This is a genomic window from Synechocystis sp. CACIAM 05, from assembly GCF_010222815.1.
Classification (GTDB): Bacteria; Cyanobacteriota; Cyanobacteriia; order Cyanobacteriales; family Microcystaceae; genus Synechocystis.
On record NZ_CP019225.1, the window covers coordinates 2,027,578 to 2,053,131 of the forward strand.

The window sequence follows — 25,554 nt, forward strand, 5'->3', positions numbered from 1 at the left end:
ACAAGTTTAAACAAAATTTACTGAATTTTTGATAGGGCTAATACTATTTATTTTTCCGTTGGATGGTGAACCGATAGGGCAGTTTGCAAAAATCGCTGCAATGTCTTGCCCTGGAGTTTTAAATAACGTTCCCTGGAATTGCCCTTCATCAGAGCCATGGATTTATTTGTCCGGTCTACAAACGGTAGGGGGTCTAGGTAAGCTTGATAGGATAACCAGGCTTCTTGATGGGTTTGAAAACTACGGTGCAAGGCTTCCGTTTCCTGGGCGAAACAGGCCCAAAGCATGACTTTACATTCCTGGGCGGAAAGGCCAAATAGAGGCGAGGTTAATAGCTTCGTAATGGTGCCATACAGGGCGGGGTCATACCAAAAAATCCCATTGATGGCAACGGACACATGGTAGTGATCCCTTTGACATCCCCTAATGCCTAAATTGACCAATTGCCGCTCAAAGACAGTGGGAGCAGGGAGAAGACGTCCAACGTCTTGGGACAAAATGGTGGAGGTATTGAAATGAAAGCTTTCATCTAGGAAATGGTAATAGGAAATTTGGGTCGGGATGGTATTACTTTCCGGCTCCTGGGGTCGGTAAAAGCTACTCAGCTTATGCTGCACTAATTTGCCATTTAAAGTCCGCAATCCCCTTACTGTAAGATATTGAGAAGCTAAAAAAGCATTGTTGGCAGACAGTAAACCAAAGCCTTGGAGTTGCAAACCTTTCCACCAATTTTTAAACCAATTTGTGTTGGCAAAAATCATCGTTTCCCGGAATGGCGATCGCCGGGGTTGGCCAAATAGATTACCGCCGAATAGGGTTGACTCTACTTGGTCAATTACAGTCTGAAAAGCATGGATATGGCAACGTTCCTGGGAAGTTTCCAGGTCTAGGGTGTCACAAACTAAACGAAAATCTGTCAGAGGATATAAACCAGTGGCACTGGTTTGATTGAAGAAAATAGTCGCCACTTCCGCCGCAATAATTTGACTGTAGTAAGCCACCCAATAAAGATGATTCAGAATTAATTTTTGCCCTGGACTAGACTGTTCCCAAAGGGGAGTGCCATAAAGTAAAGAAAATTCCGGTGCTTGCCAGTATTGATCCCGGCATTGCTGATAATCAAATTGCTCCGCCAATTGATCTAAATTAGGACTGTGATCTGTTTGCTTCGCCCGGCGGTAATTAAGCTCTAACTTTTTTCGAGTTTTGCTATCTTTTGCCAACAAGGATGTTGATGTAGCATTGGGTTGAGACAAGGAATTAATCACAGCAGTCATAGTACACATTGCTCAGCACTATAGGGCAGAAAACATTGTTGTCCCTCCAGACGAATGACAATTTCTGAGGGCACTCCATGGTTCATTAAGGAACGCAAAAGATTAAGTTTTTGTTGACTGTGTTCTTCCGTTTTCAACTCCTCAAAAATTTGTCGGCGATTGCCAGAGGATAAATAACCTTTGCCCTGTTCTATAGCTTTGACCAATCTTTGGGGCCCCACCTGGACCATGTGCAAAAATTCCCTTAATGCCTGGTAGATATTATCCAGACTTTGTTGCTCATACGGCCAGGTTTGTAATTGCTGGACTCCTGCCGCATGGTGACGGGCTTCAGCATCTAAAAATCCTTGTAACGTTGCTTGCAGATGATTGTCCCGACAATGGTGTGCCAGGGAACGGTAATGGCTCAGCCCCCAACCCTCTAGCACTACCTGCACCATAGTTAGTAACAGGGCTTTATCGTCGGCTTCCAATAATTGCCCCATAAAAGATAAAAAACTATCCTGATTAAACTCTGGCTTTTGCTGAAAAAATTGTTCAATTTGGCATAAATGTTGCGCTTCATCGGCGGCAAATAAACTGTATAAAATTCGTTCTTCACGAGTTTCTGCTAACAGTGACATTTTAGTCATATAGCCTATACCGGCCTGCTCCACCCAATAAATTTCTGTGAGCAAATCCCGGTTGGCGATCGCCAAAATTGTTGCCTGTTCCACGGCGCTGGCCTGTTGAAATATGGTGACTTGGTTTAAGCCAAAATATTCGGCGGGCCAATATAATTTGTGGGTCAAATCAAGAGTTTCCTCCTCCCTCGGTCTATCCAGAGCAGAGGCGAGAATCCGATGTAGGCGATCGCCGGAGGCAAGGGAAGGTAAATTAAAGCCACTAACAGTTTGTGCCATGGATTTTTACACTTCCATTGTGGTTATTTATTACCGGGACAAGCAGGGACTTTTCTTCGTCTAGTGGTTGCCAAGTTTCCCACTGGAGAACAGGTTGTTGTTCCAGATGGTGAATAAATTCAAGAATCGATTTATCTTCTGCTAAAGGTGTTTTAAGCGCAAATTTAATTGTCTGAAAAATTTTTGTATCTCCCTTAGCAAAGTAATTACCCACTAGCTTAGTTAGCCAAAGAATGATGCCGTTAATAAACCAACCCCAAAGCCCAGGGCGATGCTTGGTTAACAAAATTGTTTGCCCTTCCGTTTGCCCATTTTTGCCTAAGCGCAGGGTAAACATAATATAAAAATGTAAAAAATCTGGCCCCAAAGTTACCGTTCCCGTACTGCCAAACCAATAGGATAAATTATAGGTACCTGATTCCCGGTAAAAGGGTTTAATCAAACGCACTAAAAGGGAATCATTCCCCCCCTTGGTAGTGTTAGCAAAACTAATGATATTTTGATCAATAACCTTGGATTTAAAGTCAATTTCCACGGGAAAATTATGTACCGTATTGAAATGGTGGGCATCGATGGCATTAACCATCACCACATTGGGATGGCAAGCTTTTGTAAAATTTTTACCCAATGCACTGGCCACTTTTTCCTCGGCTAACTCTGGCGGCACAGACAAAGTTTGACTAGGCTGATTCCCAGTCCAGAGCCAAATTAAACCATAGGCTTCCATCACGGGCCAGCTATTAACTTTCACCGGCAATGATTTAGCTAAGCAGGGCACTTCCACACAATGCCCATGGTGATCAAATCGCCAATTGTGGAAAAAACAACGTAAACTTTCCCCTTCCACTTTACCCTCGGCCAAATGGGCTCCCATGTGGGGACAATAGGCATCCATCGCTACTACTTTGCCACTGTTAGTGCGATAAACCGCCAAGTCTTTACCTAGTAAAAATACCGCTTTAACTTGGCCATGTTTTAATTGTTTTGAGCGCAGCAACCAATACCAACCGGCCACGAAGCGCTGGGGCTGATTAAACACTTTGGCAGAGTTCGGTTTAGGTAGAAAGACCACGGTGGTCAGACCAATTAGCTCAAGATATTTACAGCATAGCTGGAATGCCAAATTCTTAGTCCCGCTTTGGTCAAATTTTCCTCCGACACCTCCGCCAAACAAACCAACTCATCCCCTTCAACATGACCGGGATTTTTTTGCAAAAAGAACTCCACATGGCGATCGCCTAATTTTTCTGTTGGCACCTGGCGCAGGTTAGGGGTTAATATCTGGGGCTGGGGTAAACGCACAATGCCCAAACTGGGGTCATAATTGCCTGGGAATTTTTCCTGGGCTAGCTGGTCGATAAAATTTTGTACCGGGGCGGGGGTGGGGTGGAGATAGTGGGGATAAAACTCCTTGGCAAAAATGCTCAAAAATCGATAGGTGCGGAAGCCAGAGGAAATGAGGAGCCAATACAGTTTTTCTGGCCTGGTCCCGTGGAGCATCTGCATGGCCTTGGTCCAAGCCTTTGCCAGGGCTGGGTTAGACCACATGGATGGGTCGGTGATGGTGTCACCGGAATAAACAATTCTGACGGTTTGTCCTTCCCATAGGGCAGGGTAGAAACCAAAGGTGGTGAAGCCTTTCAATATCCCAGCGGATTTGAGCAAAATCACCCAATCTTTGCCTCCTAGGTCAGCTTGAAACTGCGGCCAATAAACCCCCTCAAAGTGGGTTTGGAGCAGGGTAAGCATTGCTAGTTGGTCAGAGTCAGTAATTTTAGCCGCCGGTAGGAGAAAGGCTTCAACCATAGATTTCTCAAAATTTTTGCAATCTTGTCCCATCCCAAGGGTAGGTCAAGACGCTTTGCCCATGGTCTCTAGCCAACGATAGTTAGAGGCGATCGCCGCTTTGAAGGTGGGATAAACTTTATATTCCACATCAAATTCCTGGCAAACATCTTTAATAATATTTTCCAGTTGGGGATAGTGAATATGACAAATATTGGGGAAAAGATGGTGGGTAACTTGGTGATTTAAACCGCCACAAAACCAGTTCCAAAAGGGATTAGTGGTAGCAAAATTGGCCGTGGTACGAATTTGACAAATAGCCCACTCGTCATCAATGGCACCGGACTCATCATCGGGGGTGAGAAATTCGGTGGATTCCAACACATGGGCCAGCATAAAGATGGTGCAAACCACGATGCCATAGGTCATATAGGTTACCGAAGCACCAATTAATACTTCAGGAATGGAAAAGCCCAGAGCCAGAGGTAAGCCGAAAACGTAGCCGAGCCATAATAGCTTAATCCCTAGCAAACTAGCTAATTCTAGGGGCTGGAAAGGAGGAATTTTATGGTCATGATATTTGCCTTTATTAAGCACTAGGTAGACATCGTAGAGAAACCAATAAAAGGGAATGAAAAGATATAAACCCCAAATATAAAATTGCTGGAAACGATAAATACCAACATGTTCTTGCTCAGGACTCATACGTACTGCGCCATCTCCATGGATTTCCACGTCATGGCCAAGAATATTGGTGTAGGTGTGGTGCAAATAGTTGTGGCGATAGCGCCAAAGAAAACTAGATAGCCCGACAAAATCGTAGGTCATGCCCAGAACCCGGTTGATGTGGGGATTGGAGGAATAGGCATTGTGGTTGGCATCGTGGCCGACATTGAAGGAAAAAGCCGCCAAGGCGATCGCCAAAACCATACAACCCAGTAGGCGCACCGGAAAAATAACTGGAGCAAAAAGCACAAAGGCCCAAGCGGAAAACAACCAGAGCACAATAATCAGGGTTTTCAGATACATGGAGGGATTATCCTTTTGGGTCAGGCCATGCTCGGCAAAGTAGGCATCCACCCGTTGGTTTAGTACCCGACGAAACCCCCGTTTCTGGGTAAATTTAATTCTTTCCGCTGTTAGCATTTATAAATTTAAATAGATAAAAAACTTTCACATTATACCGCCATTAACTACAAAAAAACTCCAGCGCCGGGGGAGGCTAAAAATTTATTCCAACTGGGAGTCCATTGCTAGAATTTTAGTTTGCCTTCTACAGTGAGTCATCAAAGCTCTGGCAATATTGGGATAGTCTGTATATGATTTTGCCTAAAAATGGGGGAGTTAGCCGACTTGGAGAAAATACTCTAAAGGCAGCGGAAAAACTCCCTAGAGCAGATGCCTGGGAACCATGGTCACAATATAAAACCGAAGTGAAATTTTTATTTTATCTGACTTTTTTGCACCGTCGTTTAGCAGTAAAACTTAGTTACAAATTAAACTTATTTTGCTACTTTTTGAGCTTAATTTCTTTTGGAAGTTATTCTCTGCTGTTAGTTAACTTAAAAATACTAAACATAGACAAAGCGTTCCTTCTTGATCACCATTGGGCTGAGTCAAGAGTTCCATCCCCCCATGCTAAACCAAAAAAGAGTCCAGAGGATCAGCAGTGGCACGGGGCGATCGCCAAAGTTGCTCCAGGGCAGTGGCGGGCATGGTTAAATACAACACGTCTCCAGAGTCGAGATGGGTGCCCAATAATTCCCAGCTATGGATGGTTTTACCCCCCCGTTCTAGATAGAGGGGAACGAAATCAGATTTTTGGGCCGCAATTTTGACCAATTGGTCGGCAAAGGGATGGTTAGGAGTGATTAAGGTGGCTAGGGCTACCCACAGCAAATCATCGGTCATGCCGTTGCCCAAAATTTTGCCCCCCAGGGCCGCCGCCGCAAAGGAATAGGTGGCCAATTCCGCCGGACAAAGCACCGTTTCAAATTCAAATACTTCCTGGAGGGACAGGCTAAACTGGGCATCCTGGCAACGCAACACCACTGGCAGGCTAGGGGCGATCGCCTTGGCAGTTAGGCCAATTTCCAAGTTAACGGTGTCGTCGCTGGTGGCCACCACAATGGCTTCGGCTCGGTTGATATTGGCGCAGGCCAACGTTCTTTCTAGGCGGGCATCCTCCACAATTACGGGCACCCCCAGGGAGCGGGCCGTATGCAAGAAACGATTATCTGTATCCTTTTCGATCACCACAATTTCATGGCCCTGGTGGGTCAACTCGTCAATAATAGCCATGCTCACCCCTCCCAACCCACAAATGATGATGTGATGGCGATCGGGTAACTTGGCCGCATCCAAAAACTGACTAAAGCGACTGCCAAGGATGAAATCATTCAGTAGGGCATAACAAATACCAATCACCCCCGCCCCGGCGATCATCATCACCACTGTGAATACTTTGATGATATCGGGGGACTTTTCGGCCACCTCTTCCTTGCCACCGGCTCCGGTAATCATGCCCACGGAAAAATACAACGCGTCCACTGGGGCAATATGTTGATCAATGGAAACGTAGATGAAGGTGGCCAGAAAAATCATCAACAATAAAAACAACACTACCCATATCACCTGTTGGACATACCGCTGATACTCCCGCAGGTTGGTAATTAGTTTGGAAAATTTTCGCCAAGGCGATCGCCGTTTGGTCTTGGGTTGGGGTTTTTGTCCCACTATTAAATGGTCCCCAGCTTGCAACGTTAAATTATTCACTACTGCGCCTACTAAATCCGTTTCACTGTGGGCCGGTAGGTAATAGATCAACATTCGGCTCGGATCATCCCATAAATCCGCCAGGGGTAAATTGAGCCAGGGATGGTCTTGGTGAATGACAATTTCCTGAATGGGCCAAGTCTGGTCAAACAAACGCAATTGCCCGATCGCCTGATTGCCCAAAGCCGCAAAGGAAAAAATTGGGGCCGCCAGGGCGGAAACACTCAAACTAACGTGGTCTGGCAAGGTGGTGTCTAAACGTTTACCCAGGGCATGGTTAAACAAACGATTAACAATGCGAATGCGGGGATTCAGAATACGGGCCTGGGTCAGAATAGCCAAGTTTAAGGCATCGTCACTGGTGGCTAGCACCAAAGTTTGGGCGGTGTGGATGGCGGCCCTAGTCAGGGTGACAGTGGAGTTCAGTTCCCCCACCACAATATTGCTGGGATTTTCCCCTGGCACGGGGCGATCGGAAACGCCAATCACTTCCGCTCCCTGTTGTTTAAGCAAGCTAAAAATTCGATAACCCGTTTGCCCCAAACCACAAACGATGATGTGCGGTTTCATAACGTCCTAAAAAAAGGGGAATCTGAAGGAAAAAAATGTCACCGACGGTAAGCCTTATCCCAGGGCCGCTGGAACTGGTTAAAACTCACCAAACTGCCCTTTGCTAGCCCGGCCATTTCATTGTCTCCATTCTCTCCAGACAACGCTAGCAAAACTGTCACCGTTCAATCATTTTGCTCAACTCGGCGATCGCCCTAGCCCCAGCATCGTACTGAAATTGATCTGCCAATCATTGCGGCCAACGTTTAAGATGGGGGCATTGTTTTAGTCCACCATTGTAATTACCAACGGAGGGAAAATGTTACAACTACTTATCGTCTGGATTGTCACCTCAGTCAGCCTGCTGATCATTGCCCAACTGCCCACAGGGGTAGAAATCTCCAGCTTTAAAAAAGCCCTCATTTCTGCCGTCGTTATCGGTTTACTCAACGCCCTAGTGCGTCCAGTACTGACGTTTTTCACTTTTCCCCTAATTTTTCTGACCTTTGGCCTGTTTTACACCGTAGTCAACGCCATCATCTTTGCCCTTGCTGCCGCTTTTGTAGATGGTTTTAGCCTCCGTTGGGGCTTTTGGAGTGCCTTCATTGGCGCCATTCTGCTGGGATTTATCAACTCTCTCCTCTTCCAATTACTACCCATCAGCAGCTAGTCCACAGTTTGACTTAGCTATGACATTGGCATTTCAAAGTATTTAATTAATGCGGTGGGGTTGATTCTAACTTCACCGTTTTCATCTGTTCTTGCAAAAATTAAAAATTGTTTGGGGGAAAAATTTTGCAAGTTACCATTAACCAAGCTAAATCTATCCTCAATAAAGCTACTGGTTTTATTCAGGATTACGATTTCACCCTCAATCCCTATCGTGGTTGTCAGTTCGGTTGTGACTATTGTTATGCTTCGGCCTTTAGTCCCAACTCTCAACTAAGGGCTAATTGGGGAGATTGGGTAATGGTAAAAGAAAATTCAGCAGAATTATTGGTGAGTGAACTAGAGAGAATTAGTAAAAAATATGACCGTCCGATTCGGATCTATATGAGCAGTGTGACCGATCCCTATCAACCAATTGAAAAAGAAGTACAAATAACAAGAAAAATTCTCGAAGTATTAGTTAAATATCAACCCATACTAGTCTTGCAAACCCGTAGTCCCATGGTTGTGAGAGATATTGATCTTTTAGGTCAATTTCACAAGCTGAGAATTAATATTAGTATTCCCACCGCTAGCGAAAAGGTGAGAAAAGATTTTGAAAGTCGCTCTCCCAGTGTTAAAGCTCGCTTACAAACAGTGGAAAAACTCAGGCATCAACTTATTTCTAATGACAGTTATCAAATTAAATTTGCCATTACCATGACCCCCCTCTTACCTTCTTATGATGAAGATTTACCCCAATTTATTGAACAATTAGTCACAGTTGACAGAATAGTTATACAGCCATTTCACAGCAGTAAAAATCAATCTCTAAAAGCTTCCACTCCAGCCAAAGCCATAGAATTAAAAGAAAAATATCAATGGTGGTATGTGAATGAAGATAAAAATTATCATAATCTACTCAAAAAACTAGAATTACTTAATCAATACTATGGTGTAGAAATTTTTGAAGGCAGGGAAGGTTTTGGTTATGATTAAATTTATCAAAGGAATATGGCAATTACAAATTATTAAGTCAGAAATTTCCAGGGGAAATACTAAGTTAGCTGAACATTTAATCTTAACTAGAAAAAAACAAGGATATAGACTTAGTTTACTGGAAAAAGTTTTTCTGGAAAATCAACGCAATCAGAAAAAGCTGAAAGAAAGTAAAGATAAATTATCTTCAAATGCTTCTGATTTACTAGTTTTAAAATTCCCAGTTCAAAAGCAATTAACCGCACAAATTAATACCAGTTTTCGCTTAGTTAGCCACGATGACCACAAAATAGAATGCACTGGCATTGAAAAATTAATTTTTGCAAAACTAGAAACCGAGTTAGTGAATTTCTTACAAAAAATCATTACCACTAATGACCTAAGCGATGATCAAATAAAGAAAAGAATAGATGAAGCTCATCGTGATTTGATGGGCTTAAAAAAGGGTTTAGATCCGACCTACGATAAAAACTTTAGCCCCCATGTGTACTTAATAAAATATTTCTTGGACAATGTTTATTGTAGCTATCTCGCCTATTTTTTTATTTATCAAGTTGGAGAGCTTCCTAAAAAGATTAAGATTCTTGATATTGCCGCTGGCCCAGCTACAATGCTGTTTGGTTTGTCTTTATTTCTAGAATCTTTGGCTCAACATCAAGAAATTAGTGATTTTAATTGCTCTTATTATTCTCTGGAAAAGGAACGCAATTTACAATATCGAGGCCTACAATTTTGGCGACAGTACATTAACGAACTTAAATTCCCACCCAACATTTTTTATCAATTCAATACAGTCAATATTTTTGACTATGACAATTATAGCCATAAACTACCGAAGGAATTTTTTAATTTGATTATTATCGCCCATTGTTTTTTCTACCAAGGGGAAGATAGAAGTAAATCTTTGGATATTTATCGATCAATTTTTAAGCAATGTTTAGAACCGGATGGAAAAGTTCTATTGGTTATCCAAGGCAATAAATTTTATAAGATATTTGACACTTATCCTGATGAAAATTTAGCGAAGGAGAGAGATTTAATCAAATCATTTTTAGATTGCCTCGGTTTGCGATTGATCCTTTATAAGTATTTTACTTCAACTGGCAAAAGAACCAATAACAAGGAAGACTTCAAGCAATTTATCCAAGGGGATCTGCCGGAGCGTCCCCAAATTTCCAAACTGCAAGAAAAGTACTTCGGTTATTCTTCCATGGATAAATATATTGTTGATGACTTTGTTATCTATGCAGAGAAACAAGTTTAATTATCTGTTTCAGACTCTTCCTCCGTTGTAGAAGAATCCTCCGGCAGTTGATTGACTAATACTTTATCAATGCGGATACCGTCCATATCCACCACTTCTACTCGGAGAGTATCGGAAACAAAATAATCACCGGATTGAGGAATTTTGCCCAAGCTTTCGATCACAAAGCCGCCGAGGGTATGGTAGTGGCCTTCCTCTTCGTTGGAGAGGGTTTCGATATCAAAAATTTCCTTAAATTCATCAATGGGCAGTAAGCCATCGAGCAGGTAGGAACCGTCTTCCCGTTGAATGATTTGGGGCTCTTGAATTTCGTCGTCATTTGGGATACTTCCCACGATCGCCTCGATGAGATCGTTGAGGGTGACTAGGCCTTCAATACCACCATATTCGTCCGTAATTAGGGCCAAGTGGGTACCGGAAGCCCGAAACATTTCCAACACATGGAGAGAGCGGGTATTTTCCGCCACAAATAGGGGTGGCTGAACAATTTCCTCCAGGTTGATTTTTTGTCCTGACCACTGGCTATTGAGAATATCCTTGACCCGGACAAAACCTAGGCACTCGTCCAGACTATCCCTACCCACGGGAAAACGGGAATAGGGTGTGTCCAGAATTTCCTGTTGGTTTTCTTCCCAGTCCGACTCCACATCCAACCAGGCGATCGCCGTGCGGGGAGTCATCAAAGTTTTAACGGGGCGGTCCCCCAAGCGAAAAACCCGTTCCACCATTTCCTGTTCTGCCTCATCAATCATGCCGGCCTGGGCCCCCTGCTCGATCATGACCCGGATTTCTTCTTCGGTAATCGGGCTAGCTTCCTTACTGGTAATACCAAATAGCCTTAGCACTGCATCGGTGGAGACCCCCAAAAGATAAACTAGGGGCGCTGTCAACTGGGCTACTAAATGCATCGCCGGGGCCACCCCACAGGCAATGTGTTCCGGATGGCTGAGGGCAATGCGCTTGGGCACCAACTCCCCCACCACCAGGGATAAATAGGTAATGAACCCCACCAACAGGGAAATGCTCAGGGGGCCGGCATAGGGGGCTAAGAGGGGAATATCGTCCAAAAACTCCGCCAGACGCAGGGCCACCGTTGCTCCCCCCACTGCACCAGTCAAAATGCCAATTAGAGTAATGCCAATCTGCACCGCCGACAAAAAATTATTGGGGGCTGTGGCCAGCTTCAGTGCCAGCTTTGCTTTGCGATTACCCCGCTTTGCCAACTGTTCCAAACGAACTTTACGAGCTGAGACTATGGCAATTTCCGAGCCAGAAAAAACTCCATTTAACACCACCAAAACGAAGATGAGAAAAAGTTCCAGCTCAACAGAAGAGGAAAACATTCAATTTTTAGGGATAGAAATCCGGTAGGCCGGGGATAAATTTAGTGGGGAGTGGCTGACGACAAACATCAATCATAGAAGAAAACATCCCGACTGTCTGTGCTCCTGAGTCAGTTTGTGCCCGAGGGAGGGCTCGGAATCCTTGACCCCATTGGGAAAGCCCTGGTGCCATGGCCATCTGCGGCGATTGAGCTGGGCCCCTGAAAATTTACGACCCTAAAAATCCTGGCCCCAAAAAATAGGTTAGAATGATAAACGCGAAATTTTTCCCAGTCTATTTTTATTTAGTATGATTAAACTCCGTCTAAAACGCTTTGGTAAGAAACGTGAAGTTAGCTATCGGATCGTTGCCATGCACAGCACCACCCGCCGGGATGGTCGCCCCTTGGAAGAATTAGGCTTCTATAATCCCCGCACCGATGAAACTCGCCTTGATGTGCCGGCGATCGTCAAAAGATTAAAAGAAGGTGCCCAACCCACCGACACCGTCCGCTCCATTTTGACCAAAGCCCAGGTTTTTGAACAGCTAAAAGCTTAGTGCCGGTTTTTTCCGTGGTGTTTACCAACGTCTGCCCCCTGTGACTACCCTAAACTACGTTGAATTGGTCAAGTTTCTTGTCCGTCCCTTTTTGGAAAAGCCCGATGATCTGAAGGTGGACTGTGAGGTGTTTCGACAAAATAGCCGGGTTTGGATTCGGTTAGCCCTAGGGGACGAAGACCGGGAAAGGCTCCTTAGCCGGGGAGGGAGGAGTTTGCAAACCATTCGCACCTTACTTACCACCGCCGCTGACCAGATGGAACAGTCAGCCTTCCTAGAGATATACCTCACCGATTCCGTTGGGAAATCGACCCCCCTACGCCGCCGTCGCTCCTCTGCTGGCCCTGCCCCTGTCCGTCGTTCCCGCAGTCGGGGAGAGTCCGTTAATCGCTACTAGGGGCAACGGTTTTCTCAGACAACATAACTTGGAAAGTTCTCTAATTTATCCCTGGGTAATGGGGTAGTAATATCTTTTTGTAATATTTCTTCATATTGTGATCCAACGATGTCGACCCATTTACGCTTCCCCTTGAGAGGCAAAGAAATGGGTCGTTGTTTTTGTATCTATATTGTCTATTTTAAAAAATCATCTTGCGTATGATTGGGGGGTTTGTAAATTCTGAAATAGAGATTTAGTCCATGACTGGAAACGCCGCCCGCACCCAATCAGTTCACCAAATCATCAATCGACCTCTATCTTCTGGCAAGAAGTTATCCCGCCTTGAAGATATGTGGGCTGAGAACGTTTTTAATTTGAGCAAAATGCAGGCCAGTCTTCCTAAAGGCGTTTTCAAATCAATTAAAAATACTATTACCACTGGCGAAAAATTGGACCCTTCCGTTGCTGATGCAGTGGCCACTGCTATGCGGGACTGGGCCATGGGGAAAGGGGCAATGTACTATGCCCACGTTTTCTATCCTATGACCAACCTCTCGGCGGAAAAGCACGATGGCTTTATTTCTGTACAGGGGGATGGCAATGTCATTTCAGAGTTTTCCGGCAAAGTTCTAGTACAAGGGGAACCGGACGGCTCTTCTTTTCCCAACGGTGGTATTCGGGATACCTTTGAGGCTAGGGGCTACACAGGATGGGACGTAACCAGTCCTGCCTACATTATGGAAACGGATAATGGTTCCACCCTATGTATTCCGACGGTGTTTGTTTCCTGGACAGGGGAAGCGTTGGATAAAAAAGTGCCCCTATTGCGGTCCATTGCGGCCATGGATAAGGCGGCCCGCAAGGTGCTCAGTTTGTTGGGTAACGAAGACATTGCCCACGTTAATTCTAGTTGTGGGGCGGAGCAGGAATATTTTTTGGTGGATGCCAATTTTGCTAGCCAACGGCCGGACCTACTCCTCGCCGGACGGACTTTGTTTGGCAAGCTCCCGGCTAAGGGTCAGGAATTCGATGACCATTATTTTGGCGCCATTCCTGAACGGGTGCAGGTGTTCATGCAGGACGTGGAGGAGACCCTTTATAAGTTAGGTATTCCAGCTAAAACTCGCCATAATGAAGTGGCTCCCGGCCAGTTCGAAATTGCGCCCTTTTTTGAAGCGGCTAACGTGGCCAGTGACCACCAACAATTGTTAATGACGGTACTGAAAAATACGGCCAAAAAACATGGCTTTGTCTGTCTACTCCATGAAAAGCCTTTTGCGGGCATCAACGGTTCCGGTAAGCACGTTAACTGGTCAGTGGGTAACTCCACCCAGGGTAATTTGCTTGATCCCGGCGATTCTCCCCACGATAATGCCCAATTCCTCGTTTTTTGCGGTGCAGTGATTCGGGGGGTGCACAAATACGGCCCTCTGATGCGGGCGGCGATCGCCACGGCTAGTAATGACCACCGTTTGGGGGCCAACGAAGCTCCCCCGGCCATTATGTCCGTTTATCTGGGCACCCAATTAGAAGAGGTGTTTGAACAGATCAAAACCGGCAGTGTGAAGGATTCCAAGAAAAAAGGTGTGATGGATCTGGGCGTTGATGTACTTCCAGATTTAACCAAGGACGCTGGCGATCGAAACCGTACTTCTCCCTTTGCCTTCACTGGTAACCGTTTTGAATTCCGAGCAGTGGGCTCCAGTCAGTCGGTTTCTGGCCCGCTAATTGTGCTGAACACCATGCTGGCTGACTCCCTTAACTGGATTGGCGATCGCCTGGAGGCGGAGTTGGCCAAGGGATTGGACTTGGACACTGCCATTTTGACGGTGCTGAAGGAAATTATGGAAAACCACGGCCAGGTAATTTTTGGTGGCAATGGCTATTCCGAAGAATGGCATAAAATGGCAGTGGAAGAACGGGGTTTGGCCAACTTGCGTACTACCGCCGATGCGTTGCCGGTGCTGAAGGAGAAGTATATTGAAGACTTATTTGAAAAAACTGGTGTATTGACTCCTGTGGAATTGGAAAGCCGCTTTGAAGTCTACGCTGAGCAGTACATTCTCTCTATTGAAGTGGAAGCCAAACTGGTGATTAGCATGGCCAAAACGGTCATTTACCCAGCGGCAGTGGAATACCTGTCCAAACTTTCCTCCACCATTGCCAGCCTCAGCGGTTTAGGCATTGATTTTGAAAAGGAAAGTGCTAAAAAGATCGCTGATTTGACCAACCAAATGGTCGGTGCTGTCGCCAAACTAAGTGAAGCTATGGCTAAACACGACTTTGCCAACACCGAAGAGAAGTTGCAGTATTGCGCCCAAACTCTCCGTCCCCTGATGGATGAAGTACGGACTTTTGCCGATGCCCTGGAAGGGGAAATTGCCGATAGTTTCTGGCCCCTGCCTACCTACCAGGAAATGTTGTTTATCAAATAGTGCATATCACCCCAGGGGGATGGGTAAAACCATCTCCCAATGCTGGGGTAAACCAGCTTAAAGTCCCCTCAAGCTTTTGGAAGTTTGGGGGGATTAATGATCGGGAAATTGCTGATTTTTTAGATATACCTTTAAAATTGGTCAATAGATTTGATTAAAACCCATGAAAAACCAACTTTACGAAACGGATTTTGTGCGGTGGACAGAAGAACAGGCACAATATATTCAACAAAATGACTTGGAATCCATTGACTGGCAAAATATTCAGGAGGAAATAAGTGCCTTGGGTCGCGGTGAAAAACATGAGCTAGAAAATCGTCTTGAAGTTCTCCTGGAGCATCTGTTAAAAAGAGGCTATATCAATAGCGCTTATGATAATCGCGGCTGGGAAATTACTATTAAAGAACAACGAAAGCAAATTCGACGATTATTACGAGATTCCCCTAGTTTAAAAAATTACGGCGAGGCCCTAATTCCAGAAATCTGGCAAGAGGCACGCTCTGATATCCAAGACATTTATCCGACTACTCCACTGCCCACAATCAATCCATTTGGTGAAAGCTTGGATCAATTATTAACGGTTACTTTTTGGCAATAAAAAAGACCTCCAACTCAGAATCGAGGGGAGATCTTGCTAGTTTTTACGGAGTTCGATGGTTTACTTCTGTATTTTTCTAGAAGTAAATGGTGCCACCCCAACGTTCATCCAATTTGGGAGCAATGAGGGTGTAACCAGCCACATCAAAGATGTCGTCTTCGGTGTAGTTTCTCATTTCTGGGTAGATGTCGGGACGGGAAATATTGGGATGTAATTCCGAATAGTCATCTTCACCGTCATAACTCTTGGGATTCTTGAGAAATTCCACCAAGGCCAGGACGTTGTCCCGACGGGGCTCGGCACCAGCCAAGTCTGCCAAGCCTAAACTAACGTTATTATTAGTTTTGGTTTTACCCTGGAGGTGACATTGGGTGCAGGTGTCCACAAAAATCTTTTGGCCGTTGGTGAACTGGCGGGCGGTTAAGGTTGTGGTGCCACCGGCCTCATCGAGGGTAATGGTGCGGGTGCTTTCGGTCAACTCCACCGCATTGGCACGGCCGGCCATGGTGTTAAAGAAAAATAGGACAGAGGCGATCGCCACCAGAAAAAAGCGTTTCACAAAGGTTCTCCTCAAACTGTTGGTATAAGGGGTGAGAAAGGGAATCGGTCAATTCTCAATCTTTTTAAAAATAGGGTTTTAATCAAGTATGCCAAGAAAATCGAGGGTTTTTGCTCGGTCAGTATGGGAACAGGGGCCATAGCAACCAGCCGACAATGTCAGGAGAGGTCCCCTAACTCAGAAGAAGATTTCTGGCGGTGTAGAATTTGCGTAATCACCGCTTTAGCGTCCTCTAGGGCAAGGTTAGTATCCTGGTTTTTGTAGGCTATGCCGAGTTGGTCGCACAGGTCGAAAACCGACTGCACAGTCAGATCGTACTCTGTGGCAATGGACTGAATCGACAGATCCGCAAACCCCATAAAATTTAATTGCTATGGTTTACCGAAAGATTGAGCGGTATAACTATCATGCCATTCTCGGTTCCCTTTGCCACAGCCTGCCGCCGGGGATCTAACCGAGATATGCTGTGCCCTATGCCATTGCTGGAAAAGATCCCGCCGCATTTGGGGGCTTTGAGCCGTTGAAAGCTCTGAATTTGGTTAAAATCGTCACCCCAGGGTAGGGATGTGTTGATTAAGATATATTAAGCCCAACTTCCCATCACCCCTAATCAACCTTGTCCACTGCCTATCTGTTGGTTGCCCACGGTAGCCGTGATCCCCGTCCCCAGATCGCCCTCGATCGCCTGACTTACCTAGCGGGTCAATTTTTACCCAGACCCCGCCCCCTGGAAAGTAAGAAAGGGTTAGCTAAGCGCAATGGGGCGGAAACTTGGCGGCCGTATTATTCCGGAGGATTATTAACGGAGGTAAATCAGGGGAAGCAACTGGAACCGCCGGTGTTTAGTGCCAGCTTAGAGGCCCAGGCGTTACCTCTCCATCAACAGTTGGTAAACTTAGCCGAAAACCTGATTCCCCAGGGAGTCAAACGGATTGTCATTCTGCCCCTGTTCCTACTTATGGGGGTACATACCTGTGAAGACTTGCCCCAGGCCATTGCCCAGGCCAAAGCGGAGTTGGGTAATAGCATCTCCATTCACTGTTTGCCCATTTTGGGGGTTTATCCCTGGCTGCCAGCTTTACTAGAAAAGTCTTTCCTGCAGTACCAAAACCAACCCCAGGCGGAGAGAATCCTCTTGGCCCACGGTAGTAAACGGGCCGGTGGTAATTTGGCGATCACCACGGTGGCGGAAAAATTAGGGGCTAGGGCGGCCTACTGGAAAGGGGGCATTAGTTTGGACACCGTCTTGGGGGAAATTAAGACACCGGGGGAAGTGGTGATTTTGCCTTACTTTCTATTTGCCGGAGGATTGACAGACCTGATCAGACAAGAGCGGGAACAACTCCAATTGGTCCATGGCCAGCTCCGCCTGCAATTGGGGGAACCCCTAGGGCCCCAACCATTACTGGCCCAGTTAATTGCCACGGAACTACAGCGTTTTAACTAGAAGGCAATAACTCCTTTAAATCCGTAGCCCAGTCCTGGGCCGTCAGGGCGATGCTTCGTCCTTCCCCTTGGTGGCACAGTTGAATTTGTAAATACTGACTTGGTAGTTGGGGTAATCTTTCCGGCCACTCGACTGCGGTAATGCCCAAGGGAAAATCTTCCCCTTGCCAATATTGTTCCGGGTATAAATACTCGACTTCAAGGGTATTAAGTCTATACAAATCCAGATGGTAAAGGGGCATCTTACCTTCCCGATACTCATTAACAATGGTGAAAGTGGGACTGACAATTTCCCCCGTAATGCCCAACCCCCGGCCAAGGCCCTGGACTAAGCTAGTTTTCCCCGCTCCCAAATCCCCCTGCAACAAAATAATGGTGCCCAGCGGTAACTGTTGGGCCAATTTTTGTCCCCATTGATCGGTAGCATTTAGGTCAGGGAGAAAAAATTCCATGGAGTTTTCATTCATCGGCAAATGGGAAACGTTTTAAAAATATTTGGACGAGTTTTATGGGGATGGGGCCGCCTTGCAAATGCTGACCCCTAGTCCTACCAAAATTTGTTAAGCTTTGTATCTAATTAGAGCCAATCTGTAACATTTTTTGACAGACCCAGTCCAGGCGTTCATCCTTTCCCTACTCCGCCATTATGCCCAACCTAGAGCCCGCCGTTGTTGTCCCTACCTCCGAGGCGATCACCGTTGACCTAACCAAACTAGAGGAAAAGTTAGCTCCGGCGGATAGTTTTTTGGATCGTCACTTGGGCCCCGGAGAGACGGAACAGCGGCAAATGCTCCAGACACTGGGTTTTGATACTTTGGGGGATTTGATTGACCAAGCGGTGCCTCCGGCCATTCGCTTTCCCCGGTCTTTGAAACTACCAGCTTCCCAAAGTGAGTATGGGGCGATCGCTCAACTGAAATCCATTGCCTCCAAAAATCAAGTTTTTCGCTCCTATATTGGCATGGGGTACTACGACACCATCACCCCGCCGGTTATCCAACGGAACATTTTAGAAAACCCCGGTTGGTACACGGCCTATACCCCCTACCAAGCAGAAATTGCCCAGGGTCGGTTGGAAGCGCTGTTGAATTTTCAAACCATGGTGATGGATTTAACCGGGCTGGAAATTGCCAATGCTTCTTTGTTAGATGAGGGGACCGCCGCCGCCGAAGCCATGGCCCTGAGTTATGGGGTCAGCAAAAGTAAAGCCGATGCTTTTTTCGTTGCCCAGGATTGTCATCCCCAAACCATTGAGGTGATTAAAACCCGGGCCAATCCCCTCGGCATTGAAGTAATTGTGGGCGACCATCATACTTTTTCCTTTTCTACGCCCATTTTTGGTGCTTTACTCCAATACCCTGCCACCGATGGTGCTGTCTATGACTACCGTAGTTTCATTAACCAGGCCCATCAACACCAAGCTTTGGTTACCCTGGCTGCCGACCCCCTCAGTTTGACTTTGTTGACTCCCCCTGGTGAATTGGGGGCTGACATTGCGGTGGGTAGTACCCAGAGGTTTGGCATTCCCTTGGGTTACGGTGGGCCCCACGCCGCCTACTTTGCTACTAAAGCGGAATATCAGCGGAAAATGCCGGGGCGCATTGTGGGGGTTTCCAAGGATACCCATGGTAATCCCGCTCTCCGTTTAGCGCTGCAAACCAGGGAACAACACATCCGTCGGGACAAGGCCACTAGTAATATCTGTACTGCCCAGGTTCTCTTGGCAGTGATGGCTTCTATGTATGGGGTGTACCACGGTTCCACGGGGCTAAAAAATATTGCCCTGAGAATTCACCAGTTGACGGTCCTATTGGCGATCGGCTTAAAGCGGTTAAATTACAGTCTCAATAATGATTACTTTTTCGATACCCTGCGGGTGGGGGTAGGGGAACAGAGTGCTCCAGCCATTGTCAAAGCGGCGGAAGGGCGGGGGATTAATTTGCGGTCCCTGGCCCCGGGGGAAGTGGGCATTAGTTTGGACGAAACAGTGATGGTGCAGGATCTGCTCGACCTGTGGCAAGTTTTTGCTGGTAAGGATAATTTACCCTTTACACCGGAGGAACTTTGGTCGGAAGTTAAAACGAGCTTTCCCGCCGATTTAACCCGTCAGAGTCCATACCTACAGGATGCAGTTTTTAATCAGTACCATTCCGAAACCGAGTTACTGCGTTATTTGCATCAATTAGAAAGCAAAGATTTAGCCCTAAACACTTCCATGATTCCGTTGGGTTCCTGCACGATGAAACTCAACGCCACAGCGGAAATGATGCCGGTTACTTGGCCTGAATTTGGCAAAATTCACCCCTTTGCCCCCGCTGGTCAAACGGAAGGTTATCAGATTTTATTTGCCCAATTGGAAGCCTGGTTGGGGGAAATCACCGGTTTTGATGCCATTTCTTTGCAACCTAATGCTGGTTCCCAAGGAGAATATGCGGGTTTGCAGGTGATCCGTCAATATCACCTCAGTCGGAGTGAGGAACAACGCAATATTTGTTTAATCCCTGAATCGGCCCACGGCACCAATCCAGCCAGTGCGGTGATGTGTGGCATGCAGGTGGTCCCGGTTAAGTGCGACGGGGAAGGCAACATCGATGTGGAAGATTTGACCGGTAAAGCAGAAAAGTATGGCGATCGCCTGGCGGCGTTAATGGTGACCTATCCTTCTACCCATGGGGTATTTGAAGCCACCATCGGGGCTATTTGCGACATTGTGCATCGTTTTGGCGGCCAAGTTTATATGGACGGGGCCAATATGAATGCCCAGGTGGGATTGTGTCGTCCGGCTGACTTTGGAGCGGATGTGTGCCATCTCAATTTACACAAGACTTTTTGTATTCCCCACGGCGGTGGCGGCCCCGGTATGGGCCCCATTGGAGTTAAATCCCATTTGCAAGCATTTTTACCCCGGACTAGTTTAAATTGGTCTGCTGAACCCCAGGCAGAAGACCAGTCCATTGGCATGATTTCCGCTGCTCCCTACGGCAGTGCCAGCATTTTGGTCATTTCCTGGATGTACATTGCCATGATGGGCCCCCAGGGTTTAACCAAGGCGACGGAGGTGGCTATTCTCAGTGCCAATTACATGGCAAAGCGGTTGGAAAATTATTACCCCATCTTATTCAAGGGCAATAATGGGTTAGTGGCCCATGAATGCATTCTCGATTTGCGCCCCCTGAAAAAACAAGCGGCGATCGAAGTGGAAGATGTGGCCAAACGCCTCATGGATTTTGGTTTCCATGCCCCCACGGTGTCCTGGCCGGTGCTGGGTACCATGATGGTGGAGCCGACGGAGAGTGAATCCCTAGGGGAGTTAGACCGTTTTTGTGATGCCATGATTGCCATTTACCAAGAAGCTCAGGCGATCGCCCATGGAGAAATTGATCCCGCTGATAACCCGTTGAAAAATGCTCCCCACACGGCCCAATCCCTTATCTGTGGTGAGTGGAACCATCCCTACAGCCGGGAAGAAGCCGCCTATCCTGCTCCTTGGACTAAGCAGTTTAAATTTTGGCCCGCCGTTGGCCGCATTAATAATACTTACGGCGATCGCCATTTAGTTTGCTCCTGTGAGGGTATGGAGGCTTATAAGGAGGGATAGCCCAGGTAGCTTTATCCTAGAGAGATCGTCACTTGTGAAGGATTAATGAGGCGATCTCTAAAATGCTAGACTGAGAAATTGTAGTAAGAAATTCTGATTTTGAGTATGACGAAGAAAGAGGCTCTTACCTTCGCTCAAGGCTTGGGGTGGACAAAGGCTGATGCGGAAAGGGCTTATCAAGCTTTAAATGTTAACTTCTCCGACCTTGAATCCACCCTCGATTATTACAAACATGAGTACGGTATTGAGGATGTAACAGACCGAGATATAGCTGTTCTTTCGCTCGTACTAGCAGATTTTGCAGGTGAGGTTTTGCTGGATAGGCAAAGGAAACAAGCTGCACAACAAGGTGAAGTAACAAAAAAGAAAAATAAAATCAAAGAAATCGAACAGAATCATGCCCAAGAAATTGCTGATTTTAAAAAAAGCTTCCACGAGCAACACAGTGCATTAATGGAGCTTTTGATAAAGGTTTATAGCACGGCGAAAAGATTCGGTCTAAAACCGGAACCGTGGATTGAAGCTATGATTGATGCTTATGAGGAGGCAAAAATTGGAACTGATAACTCGCAAACAGTTGCTTGAACTTGGATTGACAAGTTATCAAGCTCAGCGGATAACTAAAGAACTTAAGCCGATTTCAAAAACAAAAAGAGGTAAAAATTACAATATTCAAGAGGTAATTTTATCGATTAATACCTTACTTGAAAATAAGAGGATTCAGAAAAGAACAAGAACAAGTTTGAAAAAAGTAATAGATATATTGATCCCCACTCTTGACAATATCATACCTATTAGTTTTACTCAGGAAAACACATCTGAATTACAACAACTAGCACAGCAAGCATTAACTACAACCTTAGAAGTAAGTCGTAAGCTAGCTAAGTTAGAAAGGCGTTCATTAGAAATTAAAGGACGATATGAATGAAGATTTAGATAATGACTTCCAAAAATTGTATGAAAAATACAAGCTAGCTCGCCGAAAATTTTGCCATGATCTAGAAAAGCTTCAGCGAAGGGAGGAAAATATAAGGGGTTATTATACTCCTCGAAATGTATTTAATCGTTGGCGAGACTCAATAGAAGGAAAAAAATGGAAACAAAATCAATATGAAAAACAGCAAGGAAAATGTGCTTGCTTTGGTTGTGCTTTTGTCGCTCAAAGCCCGGAATATCTTGAAATAGATCACATAAAACCTATTGCAACTCATCCCGAATTATCTGTTAATATAAAAAACTTAAGATTGCTTTGTCCTCCCTGCAATAGAAGAAAAGGAAGGAGATAGATTATTAAACTACTATTTTATTTTTTGTGAAACCTTTACATTACCTTGGAGGCGGAATTACTATTGAAGAGGTTTTGGATGATTTCCCTGATCTCACTCCAGAAGATATCCAGGCTTGTTTTGCCTTTGCTGCTGATCGTTATCGTCGCCTCATGGTTGTTCCTGATGAAATTGCTGTTTGATGAAAATTTCTCGCACAATTCTGATTCGGTATTGATCCTAAATTAATTGTTGGAGCCGCAGCTAATTAGAAGCTAATCTGTACTCGAATGAAGATAAAAACCTATTGTGAAAAATGCTGTTTCACCACATCCCAGGGGGAACAGTCCCAATAATCGATGTGGGAAATGACTAACCCAGCTTCATTTAGGGTTAATTCACTGCGGCCGCTGATGGCAATTCTTGGTTTCCAGGGCAGGGGAGAAGTCCAATTCAAGGTCCAACGGGTGGCAATTTCTTGGTCTACCTGGGCGATGTCGTGGAGTTGTAGGTCGATCGCCTGAAACCAACGACCCAGGAATTGGATCATCTTTTCGTATCGAGCCAAACCCTGAAATTGGCTTAAAGGATCTTGAAAATAAACGTTTGGGTCATAGATGCTAAAGGTTTGGTGCCAGGGAAAATTGGCGTAGTCCTGTTGCAGAATGGTCAGAATGCGATCATCGGAGGTCATTTTGGGGCTTTCCATTGTCGGCGGTAACATTGACTGGTTTAATTTTGTTAAGTTTATTTGACATTTAGGAGGAAAAGGTTTTGTCTAAGCAATCGATCGCCAATTTAACGGAGGCAGACCTCGCAGGGAAACGGGTTTTTGTCCGGGTAGATTTTAATGTGCCCCTAGATAACGGCAGCATCACCGACGACACCAGGATTCGGGCAGCCTTACCCACCATCAAAGACCTGTTGAGCAAAGGCGCCAAAGTTATTTTGGGCAGTCATTTTGGCCGTCCCAAGGGCAAAGTAGTGGACAGCATGCGCCTCACACCTGTTGGCGATCGCCTAGCGGAATTATTGGGCCAGCCGGTGGTTAAATGCGACGATTGCATTGGTGCTGAAGTTACAGCCAAAATTGCTAGCCTACCCAATGGTGGTGTGGCCCTGTTGGAAAATCTCCGTTTCCATGCCGGGGAAGAAGGTAACGATGCCGAATTTGCCAAAGCTTTAGCGGCCAACGCCGACCTCTACGTTAACGATGCCTTTGGTACTGCCCACCGGGCCCACGCTTCCACCGAAGGGGTCACCCATTTCCTCAGTCCCAACGTTGCTGGTTACCTAATCGAAAAGGAATTACAGTTCCTCCAAGGAGCCATCGAAGCCCCCAAACGTCCCCTCGTGGCGATCGTGGGAGGTTCCAAAGTGTCCAGTAAAATCGGTGTGATCGAAACCCTATTGGACAAGTGCGATAAGTTGATCATCGGCGGCGGCATGATTTTCACCTTCTACAAAGCCCAAGGTTTAAACACCGGCAAATCCCTGGTGGAAGAAGACAAATTGGACTTGGCCAAATCCCTCATGGCTAAAGCCAAAGAAAAAGGCGTGGAATTTCTCCTGCCCACGGACGTAGTAGTGGCCGACAACTTTGCCCCCGATGCCAATGCCCAAACCGTTGGTGTCGATGCCATTCCCGATGGTTGGATGGGTCTAGACATTGGTCCCGACTCCGTCAAAACCTTCCAGGATGCCCTCGCTGGTTGTGGCACTGTGATCTGGAACGGCCCCATGGGGGTATTTGAATTTGACAAATTTGCCGTTGGTACCGAGGCGATCGCCCGCAGCTTGGCTGAATTGACCGCCAGTGGCACCGTCACCATCATCGGTGGCGGAGATTCTGTCGCCGCAGTGGAAAAAGTGGGAGTGGCCGAAAAAATGAGCCATATTTCCACCGGTGGGGGCGCTAGCCTGGAATTGCTAGAAGGTAAAGTTCTGCCCGGCATTGCCGCTTTAGATGATCGCTAAAATCTCCCTAAACAATTCGGGAAAAAGATTTTTCTTGCCAGTATCAAAGTTGGATTACAGAAAAAACTTTTCCCTGGATAGATAGGTTTTGTTCACTTTAGAGCACTGAAAAACTCCTCAGAAATTAATTGGGAAGATGGATGCAAATCTGTCCTCCCATTTTTTATGAGTCATTATATCGCCCCAAGAAAAGTGCATCAATAACATTTTTGGACAAGGGAGAATGCTATAGCTAGAAGTAGTTTATTGCGCTAATTTTCCCCGAAAACTAACCTATGCGACTAGAACAGTTACAGGCTTTTTTAAAAGTTGCAGAGCTAGGCAGTTTTCAACAGGCGGCATTACAGTCGGAAGTCACCCAATCCACCATTAGTAGGCAAATTCAAGGTTTGGAATCTGCCCTCAAGTGCCAATTATTTCATCGGGGAGCCCAGGCTAAATTAACGGTGGCAGGGGAATTATTTCTGCGGCGGGCAAGGAAAATTTGTCAAGAATGGGATGTAGCTAGCGAAGAAATTAGTAGTCTTTTTCAAGGCAAACAAACGGAATTATGTGTGGCAGCAATTCACTCAGTTTGTGTCTCTTCCTTGCCTAGTTTATTGCCCAAATTTTGCCTGGGCCATCCCCAAATTCAACTACGGGTGACGGCCCTGGGGAGTGACCGGGCTTTGAAGGTTTTACAGGATGGTTTGGTGGATGTGGCCATTATTATGAGCCATCGCAATTTAACTAATACCAAAGAGTTGGCCATTAAACCCCTCTATGAGGAGCAAATTTGTATTTTGATGGCGAGCGATCATCCTCTGACAACAAAAAAATTTATCACCTGGGAAAATTTAGGCCCCTATCCCCAGGTTATTTTTAAAGATGGTTACCGGATGCGACGACTGGTAGAAGATGAATTTAGTCGCCGGGAAATCCCCCTCAACGTTAGTTTGGAACTAAATATTCCTGAAGCTTTTTATGGGGTGGTACAGGGGAGCGAAATGATTGCCTTGATGCCCCAATCCTTGGTTACACCGGTGATTGATAATCCCAACTTTTCCGTGCGCTATTTATTTTGCCCAGAGTCCGGCGATCGCCAGGATTTTCGACGGCAAGTATCGGTGGTGACCACGGTGGATCGTTTGCAAATACCCCCCGTGGCCGAATTTTTCAATTTAGTAGTAGACCATTACCGCTGTGGAGCCTTGACAGTAAAATGACGGGTTTAAAAC

At 45.9% G+C, this 25,554-nt stretch carries 26 protein-coding genes; 15 read left to right on the plus strand and 11 right to left on the minus strand.

Going from position 1 to position 25,554, the window contains the following annotated elements:
* Positions 1–47 precede the first annotated feature (47 nt).
* The 6 genes from BWK47_RS09675 to BWK47_RS09700 all read right to left on the minus strand — a co-directional run bounded on the left by BWK47_RS09675 (position 48) and on the right by BWK47_RS09700 (position 7,309).
* Positions 48–1,277, minus strand: coding sequence for a P-aminobenzoate N-oxygenase AurF (locus tag BWK47_RS09675; RefSeq protein ID WP_237269584.1), 1,230 nt, complete (start codon positions 1,275–1,277; stop codon positions 48–50).
* On the minus strand, positions 1,274–2,179 hold the full coding sequence (locus BWK47_RS09680; RefSeq protein ID WP_162328479.1) for a ferritin-like domain-containing protein: 906 nt from the start codon (positions 2,177–2,179) through the stop codon (positions 1,274–1,276). Before BWK47_RS09680 ends, BWK47_RS09675 begins: the two co-directional genes overlap by 4 nt.
* Positions 2,163–3,302, minus strand: a complete 1,140-nt coding sequence (locus BWK47_RS09685) for an aromatic ring-hydroxylating dioxygenase subunit alpha (protein WP_237269585.1) — start codon at positions 3,300–3,302, stop codon at positions 2,163–2,165. The genes BWK47_RS09680 and BWK47_RS09685 overlap by 17 nt, the downstream gene beginning before the upstream one ends.
* A complete protein-coding gene (locus tag BWK47_RS09690) occupies positions 3,266–3,985 on the minus strand; it encodes a hypothetical protein (protein ID WP_162328481.1) in 720 nt (239 codons plus the stop codon). The genes BWK47_RS09685 and BWK47_RS09690 overlap by 37 nt, the downstream gene beginning before the upstream one ends.
* A 45-nt stretch (positions 3,986–4,030) precedes the next feature.
* A complete protein-coding gene (locus tag BWK47_RS09695) occupies positions 4,031–5,110 on the minus strand; it encodes a fatty acid desaturase family protein (protein WP_162328482.1) in 1,080 nt (359 codons plus the stop codon).
* A gap of 492 nt (positions 5,111–5,602) precedes the next feature.
* The gene (locus tag BWK47_RS09700) at positions 5,603–7,309 is read right to left on the minus strand and encodes a potassium channel family protein (protein ID WP_162328483.1); all 1,707 of its coding nucleotides are present in this window, start codon (positions 7,307–7,309) and stop codon (positions 5,603–5,605) included.
* Between the two features lie 298 nt (positions 7,310–7,607).
* On the opposite strand from BWK47_RS09700, the gene BWK47_RS09705 reads away from it, so the two are divergent.
* The 3 genes from BWK47_RS09705 (at position 7,608) to BWK47_RS09715 (ending at position 10,199) form a co-directional block, all read left to right on the plus strand.
* Positions 7,608–7,958: a phage holin family protein gene (locus BWK47_RS09705; protein ID WP_162328484.1), complete on the plus strand. Its 351-nt coding sequence runs from the start codon at positions 7,608–7,610 to the stop codon at positions 7,956–7,958.
* A 125-nt stretch (positions 7,959–8,083) separates the two neighbouring features.
* Positions 8,084–8,935 carry an SPL family radical SAM protein gene (locus BWK47_RS09710; protein WP_237269586.1) on the plus strand — a complete coding sequence of 284 codons (852 nt, stop codon included), beginning with the start codon at positions 8,084–8,086 and terminating at the stop codon, positions 8,933–8,935.
* A complete protein-coding gene (locus tag BWK47_RS09715; protein ID WP_162328485.1) occupies positions 8,928–10,199 on the plus strand; it encodes a Slr0286 family photosystem II assembly protein in 1,272 nt (423 codons plus the stop codon). The genes BWK47_RS09710 and BWK47_RS09715 overlap by 8 nt, the downstream gene beginning before the upstream one ends.
* On the opposite strand, the gene BWK47_RS09720 is transcribed toward BWK47_RS09715, so the two are convergent.
* Entirely contained in the window at positions 10,196–11,542 is a 1,347-nt protein-coding gene (locus BWK47_RS09720; protein ID WP_162328486.1) for a hemolysin family protein, read from the minus strand. The two genes, BWK47_RS09715 and BWK47_RS09720, sit on opposite strands and share 4 nt — an antisense overlap.
* A 289-nt stretch (positions 11,543–11,831) precedes the next feature.
* On the opposite strand from BWK47_RS09720, the gene rpsP reads away from it, so the two are divergent.
* The 4 genes from rpsP to BWK47_RS09740 all read left to right on the plus strand — a co-directional run bounded on the left by rpsP (position 11,832) and on the right by BWK47_RS09740 (position 15,492).
* Entirely contained in the window at positions 11,832–12,080 is a 249-nt protein-coding gene (gene rpsP, locus BWK47_RS09725) for a 30S ribosomal protein S16 (protein WP_010873131.1), read from the plus strand.
* A gap of 40 nt (positions 12,081–12,120) precedes the next feature.
* Positions 12,121–12,477 (plus strand): KH domain-containing protein, encoded by a 357-nt coding sequence (locus BWK47_RS09730; protein WP_010873132.1) that lies wholly within the window; start codon positions 12,121–12,123, stop codon positions 12,475–12,477.
* 242 nt (positions 12,478–12,719) lie between these two features.
* The gene (locus BWK47_RS09735; protein WP_162328487.1) at positions 12,720–14,894 is read left to right on the plus strand and encodes a glutamine synthetase III family protein; all 2,175 of its coding nucleotides are present in this window, start codon (positions 12,720–12,722) and stop codon (positions 14,892–14,894) included.
* 163 nt (positions 14,895–15,057) lie between these two features.
* A complete protein-coding gene (locus BWK47_RS09740; RefSeq protein ID WP_162328488.1) occupies positions 15,058–15,492 on the plus strand; it encodes a DUF29 domain-containing protein in 435 nt (144 codons plus the stop codon).
* A gap of 76 nt (positions 15,493–15,568) precedes the next feature.
* Here BWK47_RS09740 and psbV read toward each other — a convergent pair whose 3' ends face one another.
* Positions 15,569–16,051 (minus strand): photosystem II cytochrome c-550, encoded by a 483-nt coding sequence (gene psbV, locus BWK47_RS09745; protein ID WP_162328489.1) that lies wholly within the window; start codon positions 16,049–16,051, stop codon positions 15,569–15,571.
* Positions 16,052–16,209: 158 nt separating this feature from the next.
* Positions 16,210–16,410: a translation initiation factor IF-2 gene (locus tag BWK47_RS09750; RefSeq protein WP_162328490.1), complete on the minus strand. Its 201-nt coding sequence runs from the start codon at positions 16,408–16,410 to the stop codon at positions 16,210–16,212.
* A 257-nt stretch (positions 16,411–16,667) separates the two neighbouring features.
* On the opposite strand from BWK47_RS09750, the gene BWK47_RS09755 reads away from it, so the two are divergent.
* Entirely contained in the window at positions 16,668–17,498 is an 831-nt protein-coding gene (locus BWK47_RS09755) for a sirohydrochlorin chelatase (RefSeq protein WP_237269587.1), read from the plus strand.
* On the opposite strand, the gene tsaE is transcribed toward BWK47_RS09755, so the two are convergent.
* Positions 17,491–17,964, minus strand: coding sequence for a tRNA (adenosine(37)-N6)-threonylcarbamoyltransferase complex ATPase subunit type 1 TsaE (gene tsaE / locus BWK47_RS09760; RefSeq protein WP_162328491.1), 474 nt, complete (start codon positions 17,962–17,964; stop codon positions 17,491–17,493). The genes BWK47_RS09755 and tsaE overlap by 8 nt on opposite strands.
* Before the next feature lie 179 nt (positions 17,965–18,143).
* On the opposite strand from tsaE, the gene gcvP reads away from it, so the two are divergent.
* The 5 genes from gcvP to BWK47_RS09785 all read left to right on the plus strand — a co-directional run bounded on the left by gcvP (position 18,144) and on the right by BWK47_RS09785 (position 22,563).
* Entirely contained in the window at positions 18,144–21,095 is a 2,952-nt protein-coding gene (gene gcvP, locus BWK47_RS09765) for an aminomethyl-transferring glycine dehydrogenase (protein ID WP_162328492.1), read from the plus strand.
* Positions 21,096–21,200: 105 nt separating this feature from the next.
* Positions 21,201–21,680: a hypothetical protein gene (locus BWK47_RS09770; RefSeq protein ID WP_162328493.1), complete on the plus strand. Its 480-nt coding sequence runs from the start codon at positions 21,201–21,203 to the stop codon at positions 21,678–21,680.
* Positions 21,681–21,687: 7 nt separating this feature from the next.
* Positions 21,688–22,023 carry a hypothetical protein gene (locus BWK47_RS09775; protein ID WP_237269588.1) on the plus strand — a complete coding sequence of 112 codons (336 nt, stop codon included), beginning with the start codon at positions 21,688–21,690 and terminating at the stop codon, positions 22,021–22,023.
* The gene (locus tag BWK47_RS09780; RefSeq protein ID WP_162328494.1) at positions 22,016–22,381 is read left to right on the plus strand and encodes an HNH endonuclease signature motif containing protein; all 366 of its coding nucleotides are present in this window, start codon (positions 22,016–22,018) and stop codon (positions 22,379–22,381) included. The genes BWK47_RS09775 and BWK47_RS09780 overlap by 8 nt, the downstream gene beginning before the upstream one ends.
* A 26-nt stretch (positions 22,382–22,407) precedes the next feature.
* Entirely contained in the window at positions 22,408–22,563 is a 156-nt protein-coding gene (locus tag BWK47_RS09785) for a DUF433 domain-containing protein (protein ID WP_237269589.1), read from the plus strand.
* A gap of 101 nt (positions 22,564–22,664) precedes the next feature.
* Here the strand turns inward: BWK47_RS09785 and BWK47_RS09790 are convergent, their stop codons facing one another.
* Entirely contained in the window at positions 22,665–23,084 is a 420-nt protein-coding gene (locus BWK47_RS09790; RefSeq protein ID WP_162328495.1) for a DUF2358 domain-containing protein, read from the minus strand.
* Positions 23,085–23,134: 50 nt separating this feature from the next.
* On the opposite strand from BWK47_RS09790, the gene BWK47_RS09795 reads away from it, so the two are divergent.
* Both BWK47_RS09795 and BWK47_RS09800 read left to right on the plus strand, forming a co-directional pair.
* Complete coding sequence (locus tag BWK47_RS09795) at positions 23,135–24,337, plus strand: phosphoglycerate kinase (RefSeq protein ID WP_162328496.1); 1,203 nt, start codon at positions 23,135–23,137, stop codon at positions 24,335–24,337.
* 275 nt (positions 24,338–24,612) lie between these two features.
* The gene (locus tag BWK47_RS09800) at positions 24,613–25,542 is read left to right on the plus strand and encodes a LysR family transcriptional regulator (RefSeq protein ID WP_010873145.1); all 930 of its coding nucleotides are present in this window, start codon (positions 24,613–24,615) and stop codon (positions 25,540–25,542) included.
* Positions 25,543–25,554: the final 12 nt, after the last annotated feature.

Excerpts from the sequence above, each read along its gene's own strand:
- BWK47_RS09780 (WP_162328494.1), top strand. The coding sequence starts at position 22,016 with ATGAATGAAGATTTAGATAATGACTTCCAAAAATTGTATGAAAAATAC.
- BWK47_RS09790 (WP_162328495.1), bottom strand. The coding sequence starts at position 23,084 with ATGTTACCGCCGACAATGGAAAGCCCCAAAATGACCTCCGATGATCGC.
- rpsP (WP_010873131.1), top strand. The coding sequence starts at position 11,832 with ATGATTAAACTCCGTCTAAAACGCTTTGGTAAGAAACGTGAAGTTAGC.
- BWK47_RS09705 (WP_162328484.1), top strand. The coding sequence starts at position 7,608 with ATGTTACAACTACTTATCGTCTGGATTGTCACCTCAGTCAGCCTGCTG.
- gcvP (WP_162328492.1), top strand. The coding sequence starts at position 18,144 with ATGCCCAACCTAGAGCCCGCCGTTGTTGTCCCTACCTCCGAGGCGATC.
- BWK47_RS09715 (WP_162328485.1), top strand. The coding sequence starts at position 8,928 with ATGATTAAATTTATCAAAGGAATATGGCAATTACAAATTATTAAGTCA.
- BWK47_RS09690 (WP_162328481.1), bottom strand. The coding sequence starts at position 3,985 with ATGGTTGAAGCCTTTCTCCTACCGGCGGCTAAAATTACTGACTCTGAC.
- BWK47_RS09680 (WP_162328479.1), bottom strand. The coding sequence starts at position 2,179 with ATGGCACAAACTGTTAGTGGCTTTAATTTACCTTCCCTTGCCTCCGGC.
- BWK47_RS09750 (WP_162328490.1), bottom strand. The coding sequence starts at position 16,410 with ATGGGGTTTGCGGATCTGTCGATTCAGTCCATTGCCACAGAGTACGAT.
- BWK47_RS09700 (WP_162328483.1), bottom strand. The coding sequence starts at position 7,309 with ATGAAACCGCACATCATCGTTTGTGGTTTGGGGCAAACGGGTTATCGA.
- tsaE (WP_162328491.1), bottom strand. The coding sequence starts at position 17,964 with ATGAATGAAAACTCCATGGAATTTTTTCTCCCTGACCTAAATGCTACC.
- BWK47_RS09695 (WP_162328482.1), bottom strand. The coding sequence starts at position 5,110 with ATGCTAACAGCGGAAAGAATTAAATTTACCCAGAAACGGGGGTTTCGT.
- BWK47_RS09675 (WP_237269584.1), bottom strand. The coding sequence starts at position 1,277 with ATGACTGCTGTGATTAATTCCTTGTCTCAACCCAATGCTACATCAACA.
- BWK47_RS09800 (WP_010873145.1), top strand. The coding sequence starts at position 24,613 with ATGCGACTAGAACAGTTACAGGCTTTTTTAAAAGTTGCAGAGCTAGGC.
- BWK47_RS09735 (WP_162328487.1), top strand. The coding sequence starts at position 12,720 with ATGACTGGAAACGCCGCCCGCACCCAATCAGTTCACCAAATCATCAAT.
- BWK47_RS09720 (WP_162328486.1), bottom strand. The coding sequence starts at position 11,542 with ATGTTTTCCTCTTCTGTTGAGCTGGAACTTTTTCTCATCTTCGTTTTG.
- BWK47_RS09740 (WP_162328488.1), top strand. The coding sequence starts at position 15,058 with ATGAAAAACCAACTTTACGAAACGGATTTTGTGCGGTGGACAGAAGAA.
- BWK47_RS09770 (WP_162328493.1), top strand. The coding sequence starts at position 21,201 with ATGACGAAGAAAGAGGCTCTTACCTTCGCTCAAGGCTTGGGGTGGACA.